The following is a 20,969-nucleotide window of genomic DNA, read 5'->3' as shown; positions in this document are numbered from 1 at the left end:
CGATGGTGATGGTCGAACCGTTGGACAAGGTGACGGTGACCGGCGTCTGCGCCGGGTTGGTCAACGTTGCGGTGTAGGTGATCTGCCCGCCTTCCGTGACGGTCGAACCCGCTGAAAGGGTGACGGTGGTGGTGTCGACAGTGTCGGTAACCTGGGTCACGGCCGGACCGGTCGGCGGGGTGACCACGATACCGCTGCCGCCCGTGGTGCCGGTGACGGTCACGTTGATCTGGGTCGAGTCGTTATAAACCGTGTCGTTCGGGGCCAGCGGAACGTTGACGGTGCCCGTAGTTTGGCCGGCTGCGATGACGATGACCGAACCGTTGGACAGGGTGATGATCAGGTCCGTCAGCGGCGCTTCGGTCAGGGTCGCGGTGTAAACCAGCACGCCACCGGCTTCAGTGATGGTCGGCGTGGCGCTCAGGCTCAGGGTCGACTCGCGCAGGATATTGGCGCTGGTATCGACAGTCTGGCCGCCGGGGGTGTCTTGTGTTGCCAATGCAGCCGTGGCGAGGCCTTCAGTCGGGAAGCCGATAGTCGGGTCGACCCGGGCCGCGGTTGCTTCCAGCGTCACAAAGCTGTGGCCACCACCGATAGAGCCGCCCCCGCTCGCAGCCGCAGGGCCGGCCGCGGTGGCTTCAAGAGCGGTGGTCGGGTCGACACCGGCGGCGATGGCTTGTTGCAATTCGTCAACCGATGGCGCGCCTTGTGCAGTGGCTTGTGCAAGGTCGGTGCTGGAATCCGGATCGCTGCCGCTCCACTGAGTGTCGCGGCCCAGGTCCAGGGTCCGGCCATCAGCCAGTTCCAGCGTAATGGCGCCGGCGGCACCGGTGTCAACCTGATCGCCGACCAACAAACGGTCGCCTTCAACGAGTACACGGCGGATGCCTTCTGGCGACACCGCGAAAACCTGACCAACAATGCTTTTGACGATGGCAACAACACTGCTCATTGAAGACTCTCCGGGTGTCACGTTCAGTTGACTTCCATGAACCGCTCGGCGTGATCGTCGATCGGGGCTGGACGTACTTTCAAGGTATTCGGTACATAAGTTTGACGCGTTAATCGCCAATAAATTGGCTATATTTTTTCGAAATTAACTTTATGCCAAACTATTGACCTTATGGGTGCCATCCTAAACAATCGTCCCTGTAATGTCACATTGATATTTAAGCGGCGACCTGTCCTGCAACGTGTGAGCCAGTTCCGATTTTGAACTTTCCGACATACGGTCATTCCGGTTGCCATCATCCGATGCAGCGCCACGTTCTGCAGTGATTCAAGACAAGAAGTCCCGGGAAATTCCAACTATGCGTTTGCACCTGTTCAAGGCTCTACCTTTCGCCCTTGCCGCCAGCTTTGTTCAGGCGCAAAGCCTCCCCCAGGCCATGCAGCAGGCGCTGGATGTCCATCCGGAAATTCAGGCAGGGGTTAACAGCCGATTGGCCGCGGATTATCAGTTAAAGGCCGCCAAAGGTGGATACTTGCCAAGGGTCGATCTGCTGGGTGGTTACGGTCGCGAAGGCACTGATAGCGTCACCACCCGCGCCGCTGGCAACAGCAACCACTGGGAAACGCTGAACCGTAGCGAGTCAAATTTACGTCTGTCACAGATGGTATTTGACGGTTTTGCGACGTCAAGCGAAGTGGGGCGTCAACAAGCCACCGTTAATTCCCGCGCTTATTCCTTGCTGGGCACCTCGGAACGTACCGGGCTGACCGTCGCTCAGGTCTATCTCGATGTATTGACTCGCCGCGAATTCGTGCGCTTGGCCGAAGATAATCTGAAAAGCCACGAGCGGATTCTTGACCAGATCAAGTTGCGCACCCAGCGCGGTGTGGGCAGCGGCGCCGACCTCGATCAGGCTGACGCGCGCCTGGCCCAGGCCCGCAACAACCTGATCACCGAACAGACCAACCTGGCCGATGCCGAAACCAACTTCCTCAGCGCCGTCGGCCAGATGCCCGATCAACTGGAGCGGCCCGCCGATTTCATGGCGCTATTGCCGGCCAACCTGAATGAAGCGCGGGCGCAGATGTTGGAAAACAGCCCGATCCTGCGTTCAGCCGAATCCGATATCGCCGCCGCCGAGAAGCAGTACGAAGCTGCCAAGTCGAGCTTCTACCCGCGCTTCGATGCCGAACTGGGCCGCAGCGCCGATAACGATATTGACGGTCAGAATGGTCACAACAATGAATGGCAAGCCATGCTGCGCATGCGCTTCAATTTGTTCGCCGGTGGCAGCAACAAGGCTGATCTGGAATCCAAGTCCTACCTGTCGAACCAGGCGCTGGATATTCGCAACAATGCTCTGCGTGTATTGAACGAAGAGCTGGGCCTGGCCTGGAATGCCTTGAACAACGCCAACGCCCAAGTGCCGATCGCCCAGCAATATGTCGATCGCAGCGCCAGCGTGCGCAGTGCGTATCAGAAGCAGTTCAGCCTCGGCGAACGTACTTTGCTCGACCTGCTCGACAGTGAAAACGAGCTGTTCAGCGCTTCCCGTCGCTTGGCCGAGATCAAAAACATTCAGTTATTTACTCAGTACCGAATCAAGGCGACCATGGGCCAATTGCTCAAAAGTCAGGGCGTGGTCGCACCGTTGGCATCCGTTGTGCAGAACGATGTGAAGCCCAAGGTTCAGCTGCCCGGGATGAATTGAGTCCTGCCCCATTTCAATCGTTAGCCAAGAGTGTCGAGCGTGGAATCAGAAGTCAGTGGAGTTCAACTCATTCATGATCCGCGCGCGCTGCATGACGATCCGTTACTGGACGGCCTGCTAGCCCTTTGCACTTTGCACCAGAAACCGGCCAGCGCTGCGATGCTGACCACCGGCCTGCCGTTACCCAAACAACGCCTGAGCGTCGAACTGCTGCCCCGCGCGGCCGCTCGCGCCGGGCTGCAAGGGCGGGTGTTGCAACGCAAGCTGGAGCAGATTCCGGCGATTGCCATGCCAGCGCTGTTGCTGCTCAAGGACGGTCGCAGCGCAGTGCTGCTCGGCTGGCACGGTGAAGATCAGGCCCGCCTGCTGCTGAGCGAAAGCGATGGTGGGGAAGTTTGTGTCAGCCGTGAACTGCTGGCCGACGATTACAGCGGCAAAGTCTTCTTCGCCCAACCCCAACATAAATTCGACGTTAACCACGGCACGCTGATCCCGCGCGCGCGTTCGTGGTTTCGCGACACCCTCAAGCGTTCGCGCTGGCTGTACGCCGACGCCATCGCCGCCAGTTTTCTGATCAACATCATCGCCATGGCCGCGCCGCTGTTCGTGATGAATGTCTACGACCGCGTGGTGCCGAACCAGGCCGAGTCGACCCTGTGGGTCCTGGCCATCGGCATCACGGGCGCTTATCTGTTCGACCTGATCCTCAAGAGTCTGCGCAGCTTGTGCCTGGACCTGGCCGGCAAGAAAACCGACCTGATTATTTCGGCGACGCTGTTCGAGCGCATCGTCGGCATGGCCATGAAATACCGTCCGGCCCGTGTCGGCAGCTTCGCCCAGAACATCCATGAATTTCAGAGCCTGCGGGACTTTCTCGCGTCGCTGACCCTCACCAGCCTGATCGACCTGCCGTTTACGCTGCTGATCTTCATGGTCATCGCCATTCTGGGCGGGCATCTGGTGTGGATTCCGGTGCTGGCGTTTCCGATTGCCTTGCTGATCGGTTATGCCTTGCAAAAACCGCTGGTGGCGACCATGGAACGAACCATGGCCCTGGGTGCCGAGCGCCAGTCGAGCCTGATCGAAACCCTCGCCGGCCTCGATGCGGTGAAGGTCAACAATGCCGAAAGCGAACGCCAGTATCAGTGGGAGCAAACCATCGGCACCCTCAGCCGCCTCGAGCTGCGGGTGAAAATGCTGTCCGGTCTGGCGATGAACATCACCTTGCTGATCCAGCAACTGGCCGGGGTGATCATGATCGTCTTCGGTGTGTATCAGATCATCGACGGCCACCTGAGCATGGGCGGCTTGATCGCGTGCTACATGCTCAGTGGTCGTGCCCTCAGCCCATTGGCTTCGTTGTCCGGCCTGCTGACCCGCTATCAGCAGGCGCGTGTGACCATGACTTCGGTCGATCAAATGATGGAGCTGCCCCAGGAGCGCAATTTCGATGAGCGTCCACTCAGCCGCAAGGTGCTGCAAGGCGCCATTGAATGCCGTCAGTTGAACTTCACTTACCCGGATCAGCAGAACCCCGCGCTGAAGAACATCAACCTGATCATCAAGCCCGGTGAGAAGATCGGCATCATCGGCCGCAGCGGCTCGGGCAAAAGCTCCCTGGCCAAACTGCTGGTGGGCCTCTATCAGCCGGACGACGGCGCGCTCCTGGTGGATGGTGTGGATATCCGTCAGATCGACGTCAGCGAATTGCGCCACAACATCGGCTACGTACCCCAGGACATCCAATTGCTCGCCGGTACCTTGCGCGACAATCTGGTGTCGGGCGCACGCTATGTCGAAGACGAACTGGTGCTGCAAGCCGCGGAACTGGCCGGGGTCCACGAGTTCGCCCGCCTGCATCCGCAAGGATATGAACTGCAAGTCGGTGAACGTGGGCAGAACCTGTCCGGCGGTCAACGCCAGAATGTCGCCCTGGCCCGAGCACTGCTGCTCAACCCGCCAATCCTGTTGCTGGACGAACCCACCAGCGCCATGGACAACACCGGCGAAGAACGCCTCAAGCAACGCCTCGCTGCGGTGATTGAAAACAAGACCGTGGTGCTGGTGACGCACCGGGCTTCGCTGTTGTCGCTGGTGGATCGTCTGTTGGTGATCGACCGTGGGCAGATACTCGCCGATGGGCCGAAAGCCGCCGTGATGGAAGCGTTGAAGAAGGGGCAGATCAGTGTTGCTTAAGTCCGGGGTCAAAGATTCCATCCGCCGCTACTTCAAAGGCTCCGCATCGCTGCAAGGCCAGCCCCTTCCCGAGGTCAACAAAGCGCTGATCGAAGACGCCCCGCGCGTGGTGCGGTTGACGATCTGGGCGATCATCGGCTTCTTCGTGTTCCTGATGCTTTGGGCCCATTTCGCGGTGGTCGATGAAGTGACCAAGGGCGATGGCAAGGCGATTCCGTCATCGAAAATCCAGAAAATCCAGAACCTTGAGGGCGGTATCGTCTCCGAGCTGTTCGTCACCGAAGGGCAGATCGTCGAGGCCGGCGCGCCGCTGATTCGTCTGGACGACACACGGTTTGCCTCCAATGTCGGTGAAACCGAAGCCGATCGGCTGTCGATGTTGCTGCGTGTGGAGCGCTTGAGCGCCGAGGTCGATGACCGTGCGCTGAATTTCCCCGCCGATGTGCTCAAGGCTGTTCCCGTCCAGGCCGCCAGTGAAGAATCGCTGTACATCAGTCGTCGTCAGCAACTGCACGATGAAATCGGCGGTTTGAAGGAGCAGTTGATCCAGCGTCAACAAGAGCTGCGCGAGTTCACCTCCAAACAGTCTCAGTATCGCAACGCGTTGTCGCTGCAACGTCAGGAAATCAACATGTCCGAGCCGTTGGTGGCTCAGGGCGCGGTGTCGCCGGTGGAGGTTCTGCGACTCAAGCGTGCCGAGGTTGAAACCCGTGGCCAACTGGACGCCACCACCCTGGCGATTCCTCGGGCCGAATCGGCGATCAAGGAAGTGCAGCGCAAGATCGACGAAACTCGCGGCAAATTCCGCAGCGAAGCCCTGACCCAACTCAACGAAGCACGCACTGACCTGAACAAGGCCCAAGCCACTGGCAAGGCCCTGGAAGACCGGGTTAGCCGGACGCTGGTGACATCGCCGGTGCGCGGCATCGTCAACAAGTTGCTGGTGAACACCATCGGCGGCGTGATCCAGCCGGGCAGCGATCTGGTGGAAATCGTGCCACTGGATGACACCTTGCTGGTAGAAGCCAAGATCCGTCCGCAAGACATCGCGTTCCTGCATCCGGGGCAGGACGCCACAGTGAAATTCACGGCTTACGACTACACCATTTACGGCGGCCTGAAAGCCAAGCTGGAGCAGATCGGCGCCGACACCATCACCGACGAAGACAAGAAGACCACCTACTACATCATCAAGCTGCGCACCGAGCGCAGCCACCTCGGAACGGATGAAAAGCCGTTGCTGATCATCCCGGGGATGGTGGCGTCGGTGGATATCATTACCGGCAAGAAGACCGTGCTCAGTTATTTGCTCAAGCCGATTATTCGGGCGCGCGCCGAAGCGTTGCACGAGCGGTGATTCTCGGTTGGGGGTGATGGCCTCTTCGCGGGCAAGCCTCGCTCCTACAGGGACGCGGGCTTCTGTAGGAGCGAGGCTTGCCCGCGAAGACGGCCTCAAAGACGCTGCACTTCAAAAGCCATATCGTTATTCACTAACGGTATTTAAATTTCAATTCTTATACCTATAAAGTCACTCCCCTGCGTACCTGCCGACCAATCGGCGCGCCGCACGACACGAACCAACACGGGGCCTCCGTGAGTTTCTGATCGATGCGCGCCCTTGAGCGCGCTGTGCGTGGGAGTGATTTTTATGTCAGTTGTCTCTTTTTCTCCAAAGCCTGTGTCAACCAGCGTCGCCGCCATTGCGTCACAGCCCTTCGAAATCCGCCCGTTCAGCGGCGCCGTCGGTGCCGAAATCATCGGCCTGGACCTGTCCCGCCCGATCAACGACCGGGACTTCGCCCGCGTCCATCGCGCGCACCTGGATCATCACGTGGTGGTGTTCCGCGATCAGCGCATTACCCCCGAACAGCAGATCGCCTTCAGCCGCCGTTTCGGTGTGTTGCAGATCCATGTGCTCAAGCAGTTCCTGCTGGCCGGGCATCCGGAAATCCTCATCGTTTCCAACATCATCGAAAACGGCCAATCCATCGGTCTTGGTGATGCCGGCAAGTTCTGGCATTCGGATTTGTCTTATAAAGAACTGCCGAGCCTGGGCTCGATGCTGCATGCCCAAGAGCTGCCGTCCGAAGGTGGCGACACGCTGTTCGCCGACATGCACAAAGCCTGGGACAGCCTGCCCGAAGCACTGCGCAAAGCGGTCAAAGGGCGCTCGGCCGCGCATTCCTATACCGCGCGCTACAGCGAGAGCAAATTCGAAGGCAATTGGCGCCCGACCCTGACGCCGGAGCAACTCGCTCAGGTTGCCGAAGTGGTTCACCCCATCGTCCGCACCCACCCGGAAAACGGGCGCAAGGCGTTGTTCGTCAGCGAGGGCTTCACCACCCGCATCGTCGGTTTGCCGGAAGACGAGAGCCAACAATTGCTCGACGAGCTCTACGCCCACAGCGTGCTGCCCCAAAACATTTACCGCCATCAATGGCAGGCCCACGACCTGGTGTTCTGGGACAACCGTTCGCTGATTCACCTCGCCGCCGGATGCCCCAGCCATCTGCGCCGCAAGTTGTATCGCACCACCATCCAGGGCGACGCGCCTTACTGATTTCGGAGAATTCCCATGTCCAAACGTCTTCCATTTGCACCCTTGGCTGCGGCCATTGGCCTGGGTTTCAGTCTGCTCGCCGGCAGCCTGGTAGCGCCGACTGTGGCTCACGCCGAAGGTGAAATTCGTATCGCCGAACAGTTCGGCATCGTGTATCTGCTGCTCAACGTGGTGCGCGATCAGAACCTGATCGAGAAGTACGGCAAGCAGGAAGGCATCGACATCAAGGTCGACTGGACCCAGCTCTCCGGCGGCTCAGCGGTCAATGATGCGTTGCTCTCCGGTTCCATCGACATTGCCGGAGCCGGCGTCGGCCCGCTGCTGACCATTTGGGACCGCACTCACGGCAAGCAAAACGTCAAAGCCGTGGCCTCCCTGGGCAACTTCCCTTACTACCTGGTGAGCAATAATCCCAAGGTCAAAACCATCGCCGACTTCACCGAAAAGGACCGCATTGCGGTGCCGGCGGTTGGGGTCTCGGTGCAGTCGCGCTTCCTGCAATACGCGGCGGCCAAGCAATGGGGCGACAAGGAATTCAATCGCCTCGACAAGTACACCATCGCCGTTCCGCACCCGGATGCCACCGCGGCACTGATCGCTGGCGGTACCGAGTTGAGCGGGCATTTCTCCAACCCGCCGTTCCAGGATCAGGCGCTGGAAAACCCTAACGTGCATGTGGTGCTGAACACCTATGACTTGCTGGGTCCGAACTCGCCGACCGTGCTGTTCGCCACCGAGAAATTCCGCAACGAAAACCCGAAAACCTACAAAGCCTTCATCGCCGCACTGACCGAAGCGGCCGAGTTTGCGCAGAACGATAAAGGTGCGGCGGCCGACACTTACATCCGTGTCACCAAGGCCAAAATCGATCGTGCGGCGTTGCTGAAAATCATCGACAACCCGCAGTTCGAGTTCAGCATCACACCGAAAAATACCTACCCGTTGGCCGAGTTCCTCTATCGCGTTGGCGCGATCAAAAACAAGCCGGATTCGTGGAAGGATTACTTCTTCCAGGACACCACACCGCTGCAAGGGAGCTGACCGATATGAACGCCCCTTTGCAAGGCCACACGGCCAGCAAACCGATCGCGGCAGTTCAAGCGCTGCTGTCGGTCGATAACGTCAGCCTCGAGTACCGCACGCCGCAGCGGGTGGTGCGGGCGACTCATCAAGTCAGTTTCGAGATCGATCCGGCGGATCGCTTTGTGCTGCTCGGTCCTTCGGGGTGCGGCAAGTCGACGTTGCTCAAAGCCGTTGCCGGGTTCATCCCGCCCTGTGAGGGTGAGATTCGCCTGCAAGGCCAGCGGGTCGATGCGCCTGGGCCAGACCGGATCGTGGTGTTCCAGGAGTTCGATCAACTGCCACCGTGGAAGACCGTCAAACAGAACGTGATGTTTGCGCTGCTCGCTTCCAGAACCCTCAAACGCAAAGAGGCTGAGGAGCGGGCGCTGCACTATCTGGACAAGGTCGGTCTGGCGGCGTTTGCCGATGCCTACCCGCATACCTTGTCTGGTGGCATGAAAGCTCGCGTGGCCATTGCTCGCGCCTTGGCGATGCAGCCGAAGATCCTGTTGATGGACGAGCCCTTCGCCGCCCTCGACGCGCTGACCCGACGCAAGATGCAGGAAGAGTTGTTGCTGCTCTGGGAAGAGGTGCGTTTTACGCTGCTGTTCGTCACTCACTCCATCGAAGAAGCGTTGGTGGTGGGCAATCGGATCTTGCTGCTGTCGCCCCATCCGGGTCGGGTGCGGGCGGAAGTCCACAGTCATCAATACGACTTGCACAGTTTGGGTGGCGTGGCGTTCCAGGAATCGGCGCGGCGGATTCATCGGCTGTTGTTCGATGAAGGTCAGTCGGCGGAAACCGAGCGTGCGCTGGATTTCGCCGACATTCGCATCGCTTATTGAGCCATTGGAGGATTGCCCGATGAGCCATTCATCATCTGCGCGTAAAGAGTACGAAACTGTTTTGCAGCCGCTGACCAGCGTACCGCTGGAGCGTGAATTGCCGCTCGGCCAGCGTCTCTGGCAGCAAGGCTGGCTACGTAAAAGCCTGATCCTGATTTTGCTCGCGGTGCTTTGGGAGGCCGTCGCCCGTTACCAGAATAACGACCTGCTGCTGCCGAGCTTTTTGCAAACCGCCAGCGCGCTGCAGGACGGCCTGCTCAGTGGCGAACTGCTGGGCAAGGTGTGGATTTCGCTGGTTGTTTTGCTCAAGGGTTACCTGATCGGCATCGTTCTGGCGTTTGTCCTGACGACACTGGCGGTGTCGACCCGGTTCGGTCGCGATCTGCTGAGTACGCTGACCTCGATGTTCAACCCATTGCCCGCGATTGCGCTGTTGCCCTTGGCGCTGCTGTGGTTTGGCCTGGGGCAGAACAGCCTGATTTTTGTACTGGTGCATTCGGTGCTCTGGGCGTTGGCTTTGAACACCTATGCCGGGTTTCTCGGTGTCTCGGAAACCTTGCGCATGGCCGGGCGTAATTACGGCCTCAAGGGCATGCGTTTCGTGTTGTTCATCCTGATTCCGGCTGCACTGCCGTCGATTCTTGCCGGGCTGAAAATCGGCTGGGCCTTCGCCTGGCGTACGCTGATCGCTGCTGAGTTGGTGTTTGGCGCGACCAGCGGCAAGGGCGGTTTGGGTTGGTACATCTTCCAGAATCGTAATGAGCTGTACACCGACAAGGTGTTTGCCGGGTTGGCGGTGGTGATCCTGATTGGGTTGCTGGTGGAAAATCTGGTGTTTGATACGTTGGAGCGGGTGACGGTGAAGCGGTGGGGGATGCAGCGCTGAGTTTTGCGGTGACTGATCTGGCGCCATCGCGAGCAAGCCCGCTCCCACAGGGTTCTGTGTCGAACACATAGTCCGCTTCCATTGAAGATCACTGTGGGCGAGCTTGACGCTCACCCCCGCTGTCGTAGACTCCGCTCATCCGTCAGGGAGTTACGGTTATGCGGCGTTTTCGTGTTTGGGTTGCGGGATTGACCTTTGTAACGTGCGTAGTACAGGCGCAAACGCCTGCGCCAGATGATCCGCTGCTGGAAAACAGCGCGGTTGGCGCGAATGCGTCGGCCGGCAGTGAAGCCCGTGGTGTGCTGCGAGCCCGGGATCAGGCGGTGCTGGCCAGCGAGTTGTCGGGACGCATTGTCGAGTTGCCGTTCAGTGAAGGCGAGTCGTTCAAAAAGGGCGACACCCTGGCGCGGTTTGACTGTTCGGCTTATCAGGCTCAACTCAATGCGGCTCAGGCCGCCAGCCGTGGTGCGGGTGAAGAACTGGCGCACAACAAACAACTGGCGGCGTTGAATTCGGTCGGGCGCTTTGAAGTGGCGCGGGCCGAAGCAAAGGTCAGCGAGACTCAGGCGCAGTCTCAGGTCTATCAGGTTCAGGTCAAACGCTGCAGCGTGGTGGCGCCGTTCGATGGTCAGGTCGTCGAGCGCAAGGTCAAGCGCTATGAAAGCGTTGCCGCCGGCGCGCCGCTGCTGGACGTGGTCGATAACCGCACCCTGGAAATTCACCTGTTGGTGCCGTCGCGCTGGATGGGCAAGCTCAAGCCCGGCCAGACCTTCAGTTTTGTCCCCGATGAAACCGGTCAGCCGCTGGATGCCACGGTCAAACGCCTGGGCGCTCGAATCGACGAAGGCAGCCAGACCTTGCTGCTGGTGGCGGCGTTGCCCAATGCCAACGGTCTGTTGGCCGGCATGAGCGGAACGGCGCATTTCGCGGAGTTCAAATGAACGCCCCGGTGACCGGCGGCGCCGAGCAGGTGTTCGCCAGGTTTCTCGATCTCGAACGCCAGACCCGCGCCGCGCGCACGCCTTCGCAACTGGCTTACAGCCTGGTCAACGACGGCCAGGCGCTGTTCGGTTTCCGCCATGCCGCGCTGTTGATTGCCGGCAAAGTGCAGGCGGTGACGGGCGTCAGTGCCGTGGACCCGAATGCGCCGTTCGTGGCGTTTGTCGAACAAGCTGTCGCGCAGCTGTTCAAGCTTGATGTGTTGAAACAGGCGCGGGTGATTGCGCCCGATCTTCTCAGCGAATCGATTCTGGCCGATTGGCAAAGCCTGTCAGCCGCTCAGGTGTTCTGGCTGCCGCTGATCGATCCTCAGGGCGAGGTGTTCGGCGGCCTGTGGCTGGCGCGGGATGTGCCGTGGAACCCTTCCGAACAAGTGCTGTTGTCGCAACTGGGCGACACCTACAGCCATGCCTGGCTCGCGCAGCAACCGCGCAAACCCTGGCGGTTGCGCTGGACGCGCAAGCGTCAGATGGCGCTGGTTGCCGTGTTGTTGCTCGGGCTATTGATCCCGGTGCGCCAATCAGTGCTGGCCCCGGCCGAAGTCGTCCCATTAGGCGGTCGGGTGGTCGCGGCGCCGCTGGACGGCGTGATCGCCGAATTCCTCGTCAAACCTAACCAGACGGTAAAAACCGGCGACCTGCTGCTGCGCTTCGAAAGCACCACGCTCAAGGCTCAGGCCGATGTGGCCGGGCGCGCCCTGGGCGTTGCCGAAGCGGAACTCAAGGCCAATTCCCAACGCTCCTTCGCCGATGCCGAATCCAGTTCGAAAATCGATCTGCTGGCGGCGCGAGTCGAGCAAAAGCGCGCCGAACGGGATTACGCCCGGGAGCTGCTCAAACGCAGCGAAGTACGCGCCGAGCGGGACGGTATCGCGGTGTTTGCCGACGCCGAGCGCTGGACCGGCAAACCGGTGCAAACCGGCGAGCGGCTGATGGAGATCGCCGACCCGAACCAGGCCGAGTTGCGCATCGAGTTGGCCGTGGGCGATGCAATTGCCCTGGAACCGGGCGCACAAGTCGCGCTGTTTCTCGACAGCGATCCGCTGCAGCGGCACTTGGCCAAACTCGAACGTTCGGCCTACGAAGCACAGCCCACCGCGGCCGGGCAACTGGCTTATCGGCTGGATGCGACGTTCGAGGCTGCGCCGCCACGTATCGGCCTGCGCGGCACCGCGAAAGTCTTCGGCGAACGTGCGCCATTGGCATTGTACCTGTTGCGTCGACCGCTGGCCGCGTTGCGTCAGAGCGTGGGCCTGTAGATGAATTTGCCGAGCCTGCGGGCAGACCTGCAATTGTCGACGGCGGCTCCGGCCCTCGACGGGTCGCCGCGCTGGACCCTGGCCGACCCGGTGCGCGGGCGCTATTTCAAACTCGGTGCGGCGGCGATGCGCCTGCTGCGCCATTGGTCCCTGGGCGATCCGGAACACGTGCTGCGTGCCGCCAACCGCGAACCGGGGCTGCCACTGGATGACGTGGCGCTTGAGCAATTGCTGGCGTTTTTGCGCGGCCACGACCTGATCAGCGCTCTCGACCCGTCGCAGCGCGCCAGTTACAGCCTGAAGGCCGCGGCCCAGCGCCAGAGCCTGTGGCAAATCCTGCTGCACCAATACTTGTTTTTCCGGATTCCGCTGTGGCGCCCGAACGCCTTTCTCAATCGCGCCTGGCCGTGGCTGGAGCGTTTCGGCCCGCGTGCATTGCGCTACGGATTACCCGTGACGCTGGGGCTCGGGGTGTTTCTGGTATCGCGGGACTGGCAGCGGTTTATCGCCACCTTTCCGCACCTGTTCAGCCTCGGCGGTGCCTTGGCGTTCGCTGTGGCGCTGTTTTTCGCCAAGCTGTGCCACGAGTTCGGTCACGCCTTCATGGCCAAGCGTGCCGGTTGTCGAGTGCAGAGCATGGGCGTGGCGTTCATGGTGCTGCTGCCGATGTTTTACACGGACGTCAGCGATGCCTGGCGCGTCAATGATCGCCGTGCGCGGTTGCTGATCGGTGCCGGCGGGGTGCTGGCGGAACTGGTGTTGGCGTGTGTTGCGTTGCTGGCCTGGTCCCTGTTGCCTGACGGCCCCGGACGCACGGCGGCGTTCATGCTCGCCAGTGCGACCTGGATCACCACACTGGTGATCAACCTCAACCCGTTCATGCGTTTCGACGGCTACTTCTTGCTCAGTGATTTCTGGGAAGTGGACAACCTTCAGGGGCGGGCCTTTGCCTTGTGCCGCTGGCGGCTGCGCGAGGTTTTATTCGGCTACGCAGCCCCGGCGCCGGAGCCGTGGTCGCCGAAGATGCAGCGGCATTTGTTGCTCTGGGGGTATGGCGCGTGGCTGTGGCGGGCGGTGCTGTTTTTCGGCATTGCGCTGGCGGTCTACCACCTGTTCTTCAAAGTGTTGGGGATTTGCCTGATGCTGGTGGAACTGGTGTGGTTCATCTTCCTGCCGATCCTGAGCGAGTGGCGGCAATGGTGGAGCCGTCGCGAACAGGCGCATGCGCCTCGGGTACTGGTCAGCGGTCTGGCGTTGCTTGGGCTGTTGTTGCTGCTGGCGTTGCCATGGCGCAGCGCGGTGGAGTTGCCGACGATGCTTGAGGCCGGACGCGCCAGCGCTCTGCACGCGCCGGTGGCGGCGCGGGTCAAAACGGTGAATGTGCATGATGGTCAGATCGTCGCTCAAGGTGAGGTGCTGATCGAACTGGAATCACCGGATCTGGATTCACGCCAGGCCATCGTCCGTCGCGAAATCCAGATTCAGCAATTACAGATGCGTCGTCAGGCCGGCCGTAGCGAAACCGCCGCCGACGCCGGAATCGTCGAACAGCGCCTGGCCGAAGCCGTGGCCGAATATCGCGGCCTGGCCGCTCAGCGCGAACGCCTGCTGCTGCGCGCGCCCCACGGTGGCAAGGTGCGCGATCTGTTGCCGCAATTAACGGTCGGCCGTTGGCTTTCGACCAAAGATCCTTTGGCACGGGTGGTCGAGGACGGCGCGCGGTTGCGCGGTTATCTGGCCGAAGCCGAACTCTGGCGTGTCGCCCCGGGAGCCAGCGGACGGTTCATCGCCGATGACCCGATGCACCCGGCGATCGCCGTGCAATTGAGCGAAATCGATACCAACGGCGTGGCTTATGTCGATCAGGAAGCACTGACTTCCGATCACCACGGGCCGATTGCCGTGCGCCGCGATCAGCATCAGCGCGCCGAGCCGGTGCAGGCACAGTACGGCGCGCGGTTAAGCATCCTCGAAAATACCCCGACGCCGGTGCAGCCGTTGCGCGGCATTGTGGTGTTGCAGGGCAGTGGCGAATCGTTATTGGGCGTTGCCTGGCGACGCATGGCGGCGCTGGGGGTCAGGGAAAGCGGTTTCTAAGGAGGAACAGCGATGGCGAAAACCGATTCAGTGGCAGCGGACGGCTTGGTGGTCAGGCCTTCGCGGACCAGCGATGGACCTTTTCTGCACAGCCTTTACCAAGCGGCGCGGCCGGATCTGCAATGGATCGACGGTGAGCAGGAAGTGGTTGAGCAGGTGGTTGCCCAGCAATTCAGGGTGCAGGAACAAGGGCTGGGGGAGAACTTTCCCAATGCGATGCATTACGTGATTGAGAAACTCGACACAGCCATCGGCGCACTGACCACCGACTTCGGCCCCAACGAAATTCGCGTGCTGTACCTGGCGTTTATCCCCCAGGCCCGCGGCAAGGGATACGGTCGGACGGTGCTGCAAGGCGTACAAAAAGCTGCGCAGCAAATTCGCTGCCCGGTGGCGACGGTGGTTTGGGCCAATAACCCCCATGCGCGCCAGCATTACTTGGCGCTGGGGTTTCAGGTTGAAGAACGCAATCCGGCGGCGGAGCGGTTGGTGTGGTACCCACAGGGTTGAACCCACCGCCGATCAACTGTGGGTGCGCCTTGTGTGGCGAGGGGGCTTGCCCCCGTTCGAGTGCGCAGCGCTCGCAGATCCTGGGTCCGCTGCGCGGCCCAACGGGGGCAAGCCCCTTCGCCACAAACCCGCTCCCACAAAGTTCTCAGTTGAACGCGATGTAGAAATACCCCCGTTGCGGATCACGCCCCATGGCCGGCACTCGCGACACAAAAATATCTTCTACCTGACCCAGTTCCGGCAATTGCATCACACATAAGCCATCGACAAAATCAGTGGGTTGCAGGCTATTGAACTCGACGCTGAACGGCTTGCGCTCGCTGTTGGGCAGCTGTGAGCGGGGCGTTTCTGCAAGGGTTTCGATATGGATCGGCAATTCACTGCCATCGGGCAGCCGCAGCGTTCCCGTTTTGCCCAGCAGTGCCTGAAAATGGCGGCTTTGAACCTGTTGCAGCATGGCATCACTCCATAAGCAAAGTGGCCGGGGGATTTGAACCCCCAGCCAGACCCTCAGTTACGCGAAGGGAAAAGACCACTCAGGGCGATGCTGAAGTTGAGCACCAGGAACGGGTTCATCACCGCCATGGGCAAGCCGTTGCCGGCGGACGAGATTTCTCCCGTTACCGTGGTGGCTACGCCCTTGAGCGGCACGGCTGCGGCGCCTTGCTGATCGGAGTAGATACTCGCCGAGCCCGGCCCGCCGCTCGAGGCGCCGATGTACGAGTTGGTTGCGGTCGGGTTGGTGACCGGATTGCTCGCCGGGCTGGCCAATTGCAGGGTAGTGGTGGCAGTGAGCCCGGACAGAGCGTGGGTGTGGTTGGGCAGGTTATTAATGGTCGCGGTGACGTTCTCGGTGCCAGAGACTTCGCCGATGACCCGCGGGGTCAGGCCCAAGCCGTTGCCCATGGCGACTGGCATGCGACCCTGCAGGTCGGGCAGCATGAAATTGGTGGTGCCATTGCCTCCGTAGTAGGTTCCCAGCAGTGCGAAAACCGTGTTGTATTGCGAGATGCTCAGCGTCTGGCCGTTGCACAGGGCCCAGCCGTTGGGGGCGAAGTTAAAGGCGAAAGACTGGATAGTGCCGATGAATACTTCCATGGTTCCTCATCCCTCAGGTTAGTGTCTGATGCGTCACGTTGCAGGCCCGGTTACGGGCAGTTCGCGCTATCAGCCGACTCCTTTCATCTCCATGGCTGGTTCACGCCACGCCAAAGCGTAGACGCTGATCGGAATGATTGCCGGACGTCGTCCGTCGCAAGGCCAGCATCGACGTCGGGCTCGCGCCTGTCCTACAGTGCTGGGAAAGCTTCGGTTTTTCACTTGGCCGTTGCAGAGGGAAGGCAATGGAGGCGCGCAGAGAAACACCGCTGGGCGATACCCAGGACCCGCATGCGATGCCGGGATCGTGGGCGGCTGCCCGTCGCTTGCTGCGATGGGCGCGGGAGCATTGGCTTCTGTCGATTCTGATGTTGGCCGCGCTGGTGCGTTTTTACCACCTGACGACGGCAGCGATCCGGGGCGACGAAGGGTCCAGCCTGTTGCTGAGCCAATATTCCCTGGCCGGGATCTGGGAGCACGCGGCCCATGGTGTGCATCCACCCCTGTATTTCATGCTGCTGCATGGCTGGGTCGACCTGTTCGGAGATGGCATTTTTTCGATTCGCAGCCTGAGCGCGCTGCCGGGGATTGTCACGGTGGGGCTTGGCGTCTGGTTGGTGGACTTGCTCGCTACCCGCCGTGCCGCGTTGCTGGCCGGGGTCCTGCTGGCGCTGCTGCCCACGGCGGTGCATTACAGCCAGCAAGTGCGTATGTATTCGTGGCTGGGGCTGTGGCTGATCGGTGCCACGATTGCCTTGATGTATTGGATCAAGCGGCCGCGACAAACGCGCTACCTGGTGATTTATACCCTGCTGATGAGCGCGGCGTTCTACACCCATTACTTCACGGCGTTTTGCGTGCTGTGTCATTGGCTGTATCTGGGATTGATCCGTGTGCAGCCAGGGTATCGATTGCGGCACATTCAGCGCTCAGGCTGGTGGCTGGCCAATATGGCGATTGTGGCGTTGTACCTGCCGTGGGTGCCCAATCTGTTCGATCTGCTACAGCATACGGATCAGCTCAAAACCAATGGCGACAGGGGATGGGAGGCGTTCGTCACGCTCGGCTCATTACCTTCGATGATCTGGTCGTTCCTGATCCAGGACGATGGCGAGAACTTGCCCACGCTGATTTTTATCGCGCTGCCACTGGCGTTGCTGGCCTTGGCGGGTGTGGCGCTGACGCGCGATCGCAGTGTTTTCCGTGGCAGTGCGCTGGCGCTGATCTATACCGTTCTCCCATTGTTGCTGGTATTTGCGGTGTCGTTCATAGCCCCGGTGTTCATCGAGCGCTACCTGAGCGCTTATGCCCTGGGCTTGCCGATGCTTGTAGCGCTGGCCATCGATCGTTTGTACGCGGACTTCAAAGTAGTGGCGCTGGCTGTGCTGGTGCTGTTTGTCGGCATCGAGCTGGTGGGGCTGAAGAACAATGCCACGGTGGATAGCAACGATCAGATCAGCGTCATGGTCAGCTATGTGGACTTTGCCACAGGGTTGGCAGCGCCTGAGTGAAACCGGGGTGGGTGGCGCCAAGGCACGTTTATATGTGCTGAGGTAAGCCGCATCCAAGGCTTAATCGATTCATCTTTAAGTCAGTTATATGAATCGCCTTTTTCAGTCGATTTAGCTCCGATTTGATATCAAAACACCACTAGTCGTATGGCCATTCATGGTCTACGCTCGTCATACAAATGGACTTCTGGCGGGTGAATGGATGCAGCGCTTTCACTTTATTTCCGGCTTGCCGCGTTCAGGCTCGACCCTTCTTTCTGCCATTCTTTTGCAGAATCCGCGTTTTCATGCCGGTATGACCAGCCCCGTGGGTGCGCTCTTTTCCGGTGTTCTGGAACAGTGCAGCGCCGGCAGCGAATTCGGTGCGGTGATCGACACCGACCTGCGTCGCCGTCTGTTGCGTGGCCTGTTCGACTCTTACTACGCCGACAAGGCCGACAAACCGGTGGTGTTCGACACCAACCGCCTGTGGAGTTCGCGCCTGCCGGCGATCAGCGATCTGTTCCCTCAAGCCAGAATCATTGCCTGCGTACGCAATGTCGCTTGGGTCATGGACAGCATCGAGCGCTTGTACCGTGCCAACCCCTTCGAAAACACCAAGCTGTTCGGCGATGCGGTCGAACGCAACACGGTCTATAGCCGCTGCGAAACCCTGGCCCAGCGCAATCGGCTGGTGGGGTTTTCCTGGGCCGCCCTTAAGGAAGCCTATTACGGCGAACATGCCGACTCGTTGCTGATCATCGATTACGACCTGCTGAGCCAGGCGCCGGAACGGGTGATGCGCCTGGTCTACGATTTCATTGGCGAACCCTGGTTCGAACATGACTTCGACCATTTGGCCTACGACGCACCGGAATTCGATCAGGCCCTCGGCCTTTCGGGGCTGCATAAGGTGAAGGCCAAGGTCCAATTGCAATCCAGGCGAACGATCCTGCCGCCGGACCTGTTCAAGCAGTACGCCGAGTTGTCCTTTTGGCTCGATGGTTCAGCCAGCGCCGCCAATGTCATTCGTATGAAAGCCGACGCCGCGATCAGTTGATTGCGGCGTTTTCATTGATGCCTCAGAAAGTTCGAGTCCGGGTGAGCAACATGTGGTGGAGCAAAGGCAAGTCGCGGGTTACCGAAGGCGCACGAGCGCTGGCCTCGCCGATGATCATGTCCCTGGAGCCCCGCATGCTGTTCGACGGCGCGGTGGCCGCCACGGTTGCCGATACTGCCCAGGCGGACAGCCCTGCCACCGCCGAGGCGGTCAAAGCGCCGACGGCCGATCAACCGGTGGCCAGCAAAGATACTCACGGCCAGGCCGATGCAACACCGACGCCAGCACCCGTTGCAGTGCCCGGGCAGAGCGTGGTGTTTGTCGATTCGCGGGTCAAGGCTGTCGACAGCCTGCTTCAAGGCGTTGCGCCCGGCACCCAGGTGGTTCAGCTGGATGCCAGCCAAGATGGCCTGCAACAAATCGCCGATTATCTGGACGGCCATCAGGGCATCAGCTCGGTGCAGATCATTGCTCACGGCAATGCGGGCGATTTGTGGCTGGGCAACAGCTACTTGTCTGCCGATAACGTCGCGGCCCGCAGCGCAGTGCTGGCGGAAATCGGCAAGGACATGAACGTCGGCGGCGATATCCTGATTTACGGCTGCTACACCGCCGACGGCGAGCGCGGCTTGAATTTTATCGACTCGCTGGCTCAATTGACCGGCCGCGATGTGGCCGCCTCCAGCGATCGCACCGGCCTGGGTGGCGACTGGGAGCTGGAAATTGCCACCGGCAACATCGAAAGCGCCAACGTCCTCTCGGCCACGGCCATGACCGACTATCAGTGGGGCCTGGCCACCTGGACCGCCACTAACAACGCCAACACGGGCGTCGGTTCGCTACGCGCGGCCATCGCCTCGGCGCAGAACGGCGATATCGTCACCTTTAGCAGCAACATGACGGTACAGCTGACGTCCGAGCTGCTGATCAACAAGAACATCACCGTTGATGGCGACTTGAACAACGACGGCGCGGCTGACGTGATTCTCGACGGTCAGTACCGGACCCGAGTGATGGAAGTGACGGCTGGCAGTATCGTGACCCTCGATGGCCTGGTGATTACCCGTGGCCTGGTGTCGGGCAATGGCGGCAACGGTGGCTACGGCGCCACGGGCGCGATGGCCGGGGGGATTTTCAACGCAGGGATTCTGACCCTGAACAACGTCAGCGTGACCTCCAACGCCGCTTCCGGTGGTGGTGGCGGCGGCGGTGTCACCGGCGCTTTTTACGGCGGTGGCGGTGGCGGTGGCGGCGGTTTGGGCGGCCAGGGCGGCGGGCATGGCGGTTCGGCAGGGCCGGGCACCGGCACATTGGGCGGCCAGGCGGGCGGCGGCGGTGTCGGTGGTTACGGCGGCGGTTATGACGCCACCCACATGGGCGGTCGCGGCGGTACCACCACCGGCGGGGCTGGCGGCGTAGGCGTTTCCTATTACAGCAACGGCGGTAACGGTGCATCGGCCACCAATGGCACGCTTTCCATTGGCGGCGGTGGCGGCGGGGCCGGTTGGGACAAGGTCGGTGGCGCTGGCGGCAACGCGGTGGGCGGGATCTACAACGCCAGCAGCGGCACCATAACCATCATTGGCACCTCGACCATCAGCAACAACATCGGTGCCGGCGGTGGCGGCGGCGGTGGTGGTGGCCAAGGCAGCAATGCCAGCAATGGCGGCATTGGCGGCCGTGGCGTCGGTGCGATCTGGAACAAAGGCACGCTGTTGATCACAGCCGCCAACTTCGCCGCTCTGGCCGGTAATGCCGCGGCCAGTGGCGCAGGCGGTACCGCGCAGGGCGGTGGGAGCACCGGCACCTCGCCAACCGCAGTCGGGACCATCTATAACGACGGCGGCGTACTCAACACTGCGTATGCACCGCCGCCGACCGCGACCATTGTGATCGCTGACACCACGCTGAGCATCGGTGAAACGTCCCTGGTGACCATTACGTTCTCCGAGGTGGTCATCGGTTTCAGCAATGCGGATCTTACAGTCACCAACGGCACGTTGACGGCGGTAAGCAGCAGCGATGGCGGCCTCACCTGGACCGCAACGTTCACGCCGACCGCCAGTATTTCCGATACAAGCAACGTCATCACTCTGGACAACACCGGTGTGATCAACATTCTGGGCACCGCCGGCGTCGGCACCACCGACTCCAATACCTATGCGGTCGACACCGTGCGCCCGACGGCCACCATTGTGGTCGCAGACACGGCGTTGAGAGTCGGCGAAACCTCGCTGGTGACCAT

16 protein-coding genes and 1 pseudogene are annotated in these 20,969 nt (G+C 60.9%); 14 read left to right on the top strand and 3 right to left on the bottom strand.

The window, feature by feature from the left end:
* A partial coding sequence (locus tag BZL43_RS03490; protein WP_095631012.1) for a retention module-containing protein occupies positions 1–952 on the bottom strand: 952 nt, incomplete at its 3' end.
* A gap of 358 nt (positions 953–1,310) precedes the next feature.
* On the opposite strand from BZL43_RS03490, the gene BZL43_RS03485 reads away from it, so the two are divergent.
* From BZL43_RS03485 to BZL43_RS03435, 11 genes are all read left to right on the top strand, one after another.
* Entirely contained in the window at positions 1,311–2,663 is a 1,353-nt protein-coding gene (locus tag BZL43_RS03485; protein WP_095631011.1) for a TolC family outer membrane protein, read from the top strand.
* Between the two features lie 39 nt (positions 2,664–2,702).
* The gene (locus BZL43_RS03480; protein WP_095631010.1) at positions 2,703–4,859 is read left to right on the top strand and encodes a type I secretion system permease/ATPase; all 2,157 of its coding nucleotides are present in this window, start codon (positions 2,703–2,705) and stop codon (positions 4,857–4,859) included.
* Positions 4,849–6,216 carry an HlyD family type I secretion periplasmic adaptor subunit gene (locus tag BZL43_RS03475; RefSeq protein ID WP_095631009.1) on the top strand — a complete coding sequence of 456 codons (1,368 nt, stop codon included), beginning with the start codon at positions 4,849–4,851 and terminating at the stop codon, positions 6,214–6,216. The genes BZL43_RS03480 and BZL43_RS03475 overlap by 11 nt, the downstream gene beginning before the upstream one ends.
* 291 nt (positions 6,217–6,507) lie before the next feature.
* Positions 6,508–7,419, top strand: a complete 912-nt coding sequence (locus tag BZL43_RS03470; RefSeq protein WP_095631008.1) for a TauD/TfdA family dioxygenase — start codon at positions 6,508–6,510, stop codon at positions 7,417–7,419.
* Between the two features lie 15 nt (positions 7,420–7,434).
* A complete protein-coding gene (locus tag BZL43_RS03465; protein ID WP_095631007.1) occupies positions 7,435–8,460 on the top strand; it encodes an ABC transporter substrate-binding protein in 1,026 nt (341 codons plus the stop codon).
* A 5-nt stretch (positions 8,461–8,465) separates the two neighbouring features.
* On the top strand, positions 8,466–9,326 hold the full coding sequence (locus BZL43_RS03460) for an ABC transporter ATP-binding protein (protein ID WP_095631006.1): 861 nt from the start codon (positions 8,466–8,468) through the stop codon (positions 9,324–9,326).
* Positions 9,327–9,345: 19 nt separating this feature from the next.
* Positions 9,346–10,212: an ABC transporter permease gene (locus BZL43_RS03455; RefSeq protein ID WP_007906397.1), complete on the top strand. Its 867-nt coding sequence runs from the start codon at positions 9,346–9,348 to the stop codon at positions 10,210–10,212.
* Between the two features lie 158 nt (positions 10,213–10,370).
* A complete protein-coding gene (locus tag BZL43_RS03450; RefSeq protein WP_095631005.1) occupies positions 10,371–11,153 on the top strand; it encodes an efflux RND transporter periplasmic adaptor subunit in 783 nt (260 codons plus the stop codon).
* Positions 11,150–12,469 (top strand): efflux RND transporter periplasmic adaptor subunit, encoded by a 1,320-nt coding sequence (locus tag BZL43_RS03445; RefSeq protein ID WP_095631004.1) that lies wholly within the window; start codon positions 11,150–11,152, stop codon positions 12,467–12,469. Before BZL43_RS03450 ends, BZL43_RS03445 begins: the two co-directional genes overlap by 4 nt.
* Complete coding sequence (locus BZL43_RS03440) at positions 12,470–14,566, top strand: biotin/lipoyl-binding protein (protein ID WP_095631003.1); 2,097 nt, start codon at positions 12,470–12,472, stop codon at positions 14,564–14,566.
* 12 nt (positions 14,567–14,578) lie between these two features.
* Positions 14,579–15,076: a GNAT family N-acetyltransferase gene (locus BZL43_RS03435; RefSeq protein ID WP_095631002.1), complete on the top strand. Its 498-nt coding sequence runs from the start codon at positions 14,579–14,581 to the stop codon at positions 15,074–15,076.
* 145 nt (positions 15,077–15,221) lie between these two features.
* Here the strand turns inward: BZL43_RS03435 and BZL43_RS03430 are convergent, their stop codons facing one another.
* Positions 15,222–15,533: a hypothetical protein gene (locus BZL43_RS03430; protein WP_095631001.1), complete on the bottom strand. Its 312-nt coding sequence runs from the start codon at positions 15,531–15,533 to the stop codon at positions 15,222–15,224.
* 53 nt (positions 15,534–15,586) lie between these two features.
* Positions 15,587–16,174 (bottom strand): phage tail protein, encoded by a 588-nt coding sequence (locus BZL43_RS03425; protein WP_095631000.1) that lies wholly within the window; start codon positions 16,172–16,174, stop codon positions 15,587–15,589.
* A 245-nt stretch (positions 16,175–16,419) separates the two neighbouring features.
* On the opposite strand from BZL43_RS03425, the pseudogene BZL43_RS03420 reads away from it, so the two are divergent.
* From BZL43_RS03420 to BZL43_RS03410, 3 genes and pseudogenes are all read left to right on the top strand, one after another.
* Positions 16,420–17,655: pseudogene (locus BZL43_RS03420) on the top strand (glycosyltransferase family 39 protein); the annotation flags it as partial.
* Between the two features lie 232 nt (positions 17,656–17,887).
* Positions 17,888–18,724: a sulfotransferase gene (locus BZL43_RS03415; protein WP_095630999.1), complete on the top strand. Its 837-nt coding sequence runs from the start codon at positions 17,888–17,890 to the stop codon at positions 18,722–18,724.
* Between the two features lie 50 nt (positions 18,725–18,774).
* On the top strand, positions 18,775–20,969 hold a 2,195-nt coding region (locus BZL43_RS03410), incomplete at its 3' end, for a DUF4347 domain-containing protein (protein WP_143517826.1).

The organism is Pseudomonas sp. PICF141 (genome assembly GCF_002286815.1).
Classification (GTDB): domain Bacteria; phylum Pseudomonadota; class Gammaproteobacteria; order Pseudomonadales; family Pseudomonadaceae; genus Aquipseudomonas.
This window is presented reverse-complemented; position numbering and strand designations above follow the sequence as displayed.

What these genes read in the sequence shown, in the direction of transcription:
- BZL43_RS03425 (WP_095631000.1), bottom strand. Translation starts at nt 16,174, where the DNA reads ATGGAAGTATTCATCGGCACTATCCAGTCTTTCGCCTTTAACTTCGCC.
- BZL43_RS03485 (WP_095631011.1), top strand. Translation starts at nt 1,311, where the DNA reads ATGCGTTTGCACCTGTTCAAGGCTCTACCTTTCGCCCTTGCCGCCAGC.
- BZL43_RS03430 (WP_095631001.1), bottom strand. Translation starts at nt 15,533, where the DNA reads ATGCTGCAACAGGTTCAAAGCCGCCATTTTCAGGCACTGCTGGGCAAA.
- BZL43_RS03465 (WP_095631007.1), top strand. Translation starts at nt 7,435, where the DNA reads ATGTCCAAACGTCTTCCATTTGCACCCTTGGCTGCGGCCATTGGCCTG.
- BZL43_RS03460 (WP_095631006.1), top strand. Translation starts at nt 8,466, where the DNA reads ATGAACGCCCCTTTGCAAGGCCACACGGCCAGCAAACCGATCGCGGCA.
- BZL43_RS03470 (WP_095631008.1), top strand. Translation starts at nt 6,508, where the DNA reads ATGTCAGTTGTCTCTTTTTCTCCAAAGCCTGTGTCAACCAGCGTCGCC.
- BZL43_RS03445 (WP_095631004.1), top strand. Translation starts at nt 11,150, where the DNA reads ATGAACGCCCCGGTGACCGGCGGCGCCGAGCAGGTGTTCGCCAGGTTT.
- BZL43_RS03440 (WP_095631003.1), top strand. Translation starts at nt 12,470, where the DNA reads ATGAATTTGCCGAGCCTGCGGGCAGACCTGCAATTGTCGACGGCGGCT.
- BZL43_RS03450 (WP_095631005.1), top strand. Translation starts at nt 10,371, where the DNA reads ATGCGGCGTTTTCGTGTTTGGGTTGCGGGATTGACCTTTGTAACGTGC.
- BZL43_RS03415 (WP_095630999.1), top strand. Translation starts at nt 17,888, where the DNA reads ATGCAGCGCTTTCACTTTATTTCCGGCTTGCCGCGTTCAGGCTCGACC.
- BZL43_RS03435 (WP_095631002.1), top strand. Translation starts at nt 14,579, where the DNA reads ATGGCGAAAACCGATTCAGTGGCAGCGGACGGCTTGGTGGTCAGGCCT.
- BZL43_RS03455 (WP_007906397.1), top strand. Translation starts at nt 9,346, where the DNA reads ATGAGCCATTCATCATCTGCGCGTAAAGAGTACGAAACTGTTTTGCAG.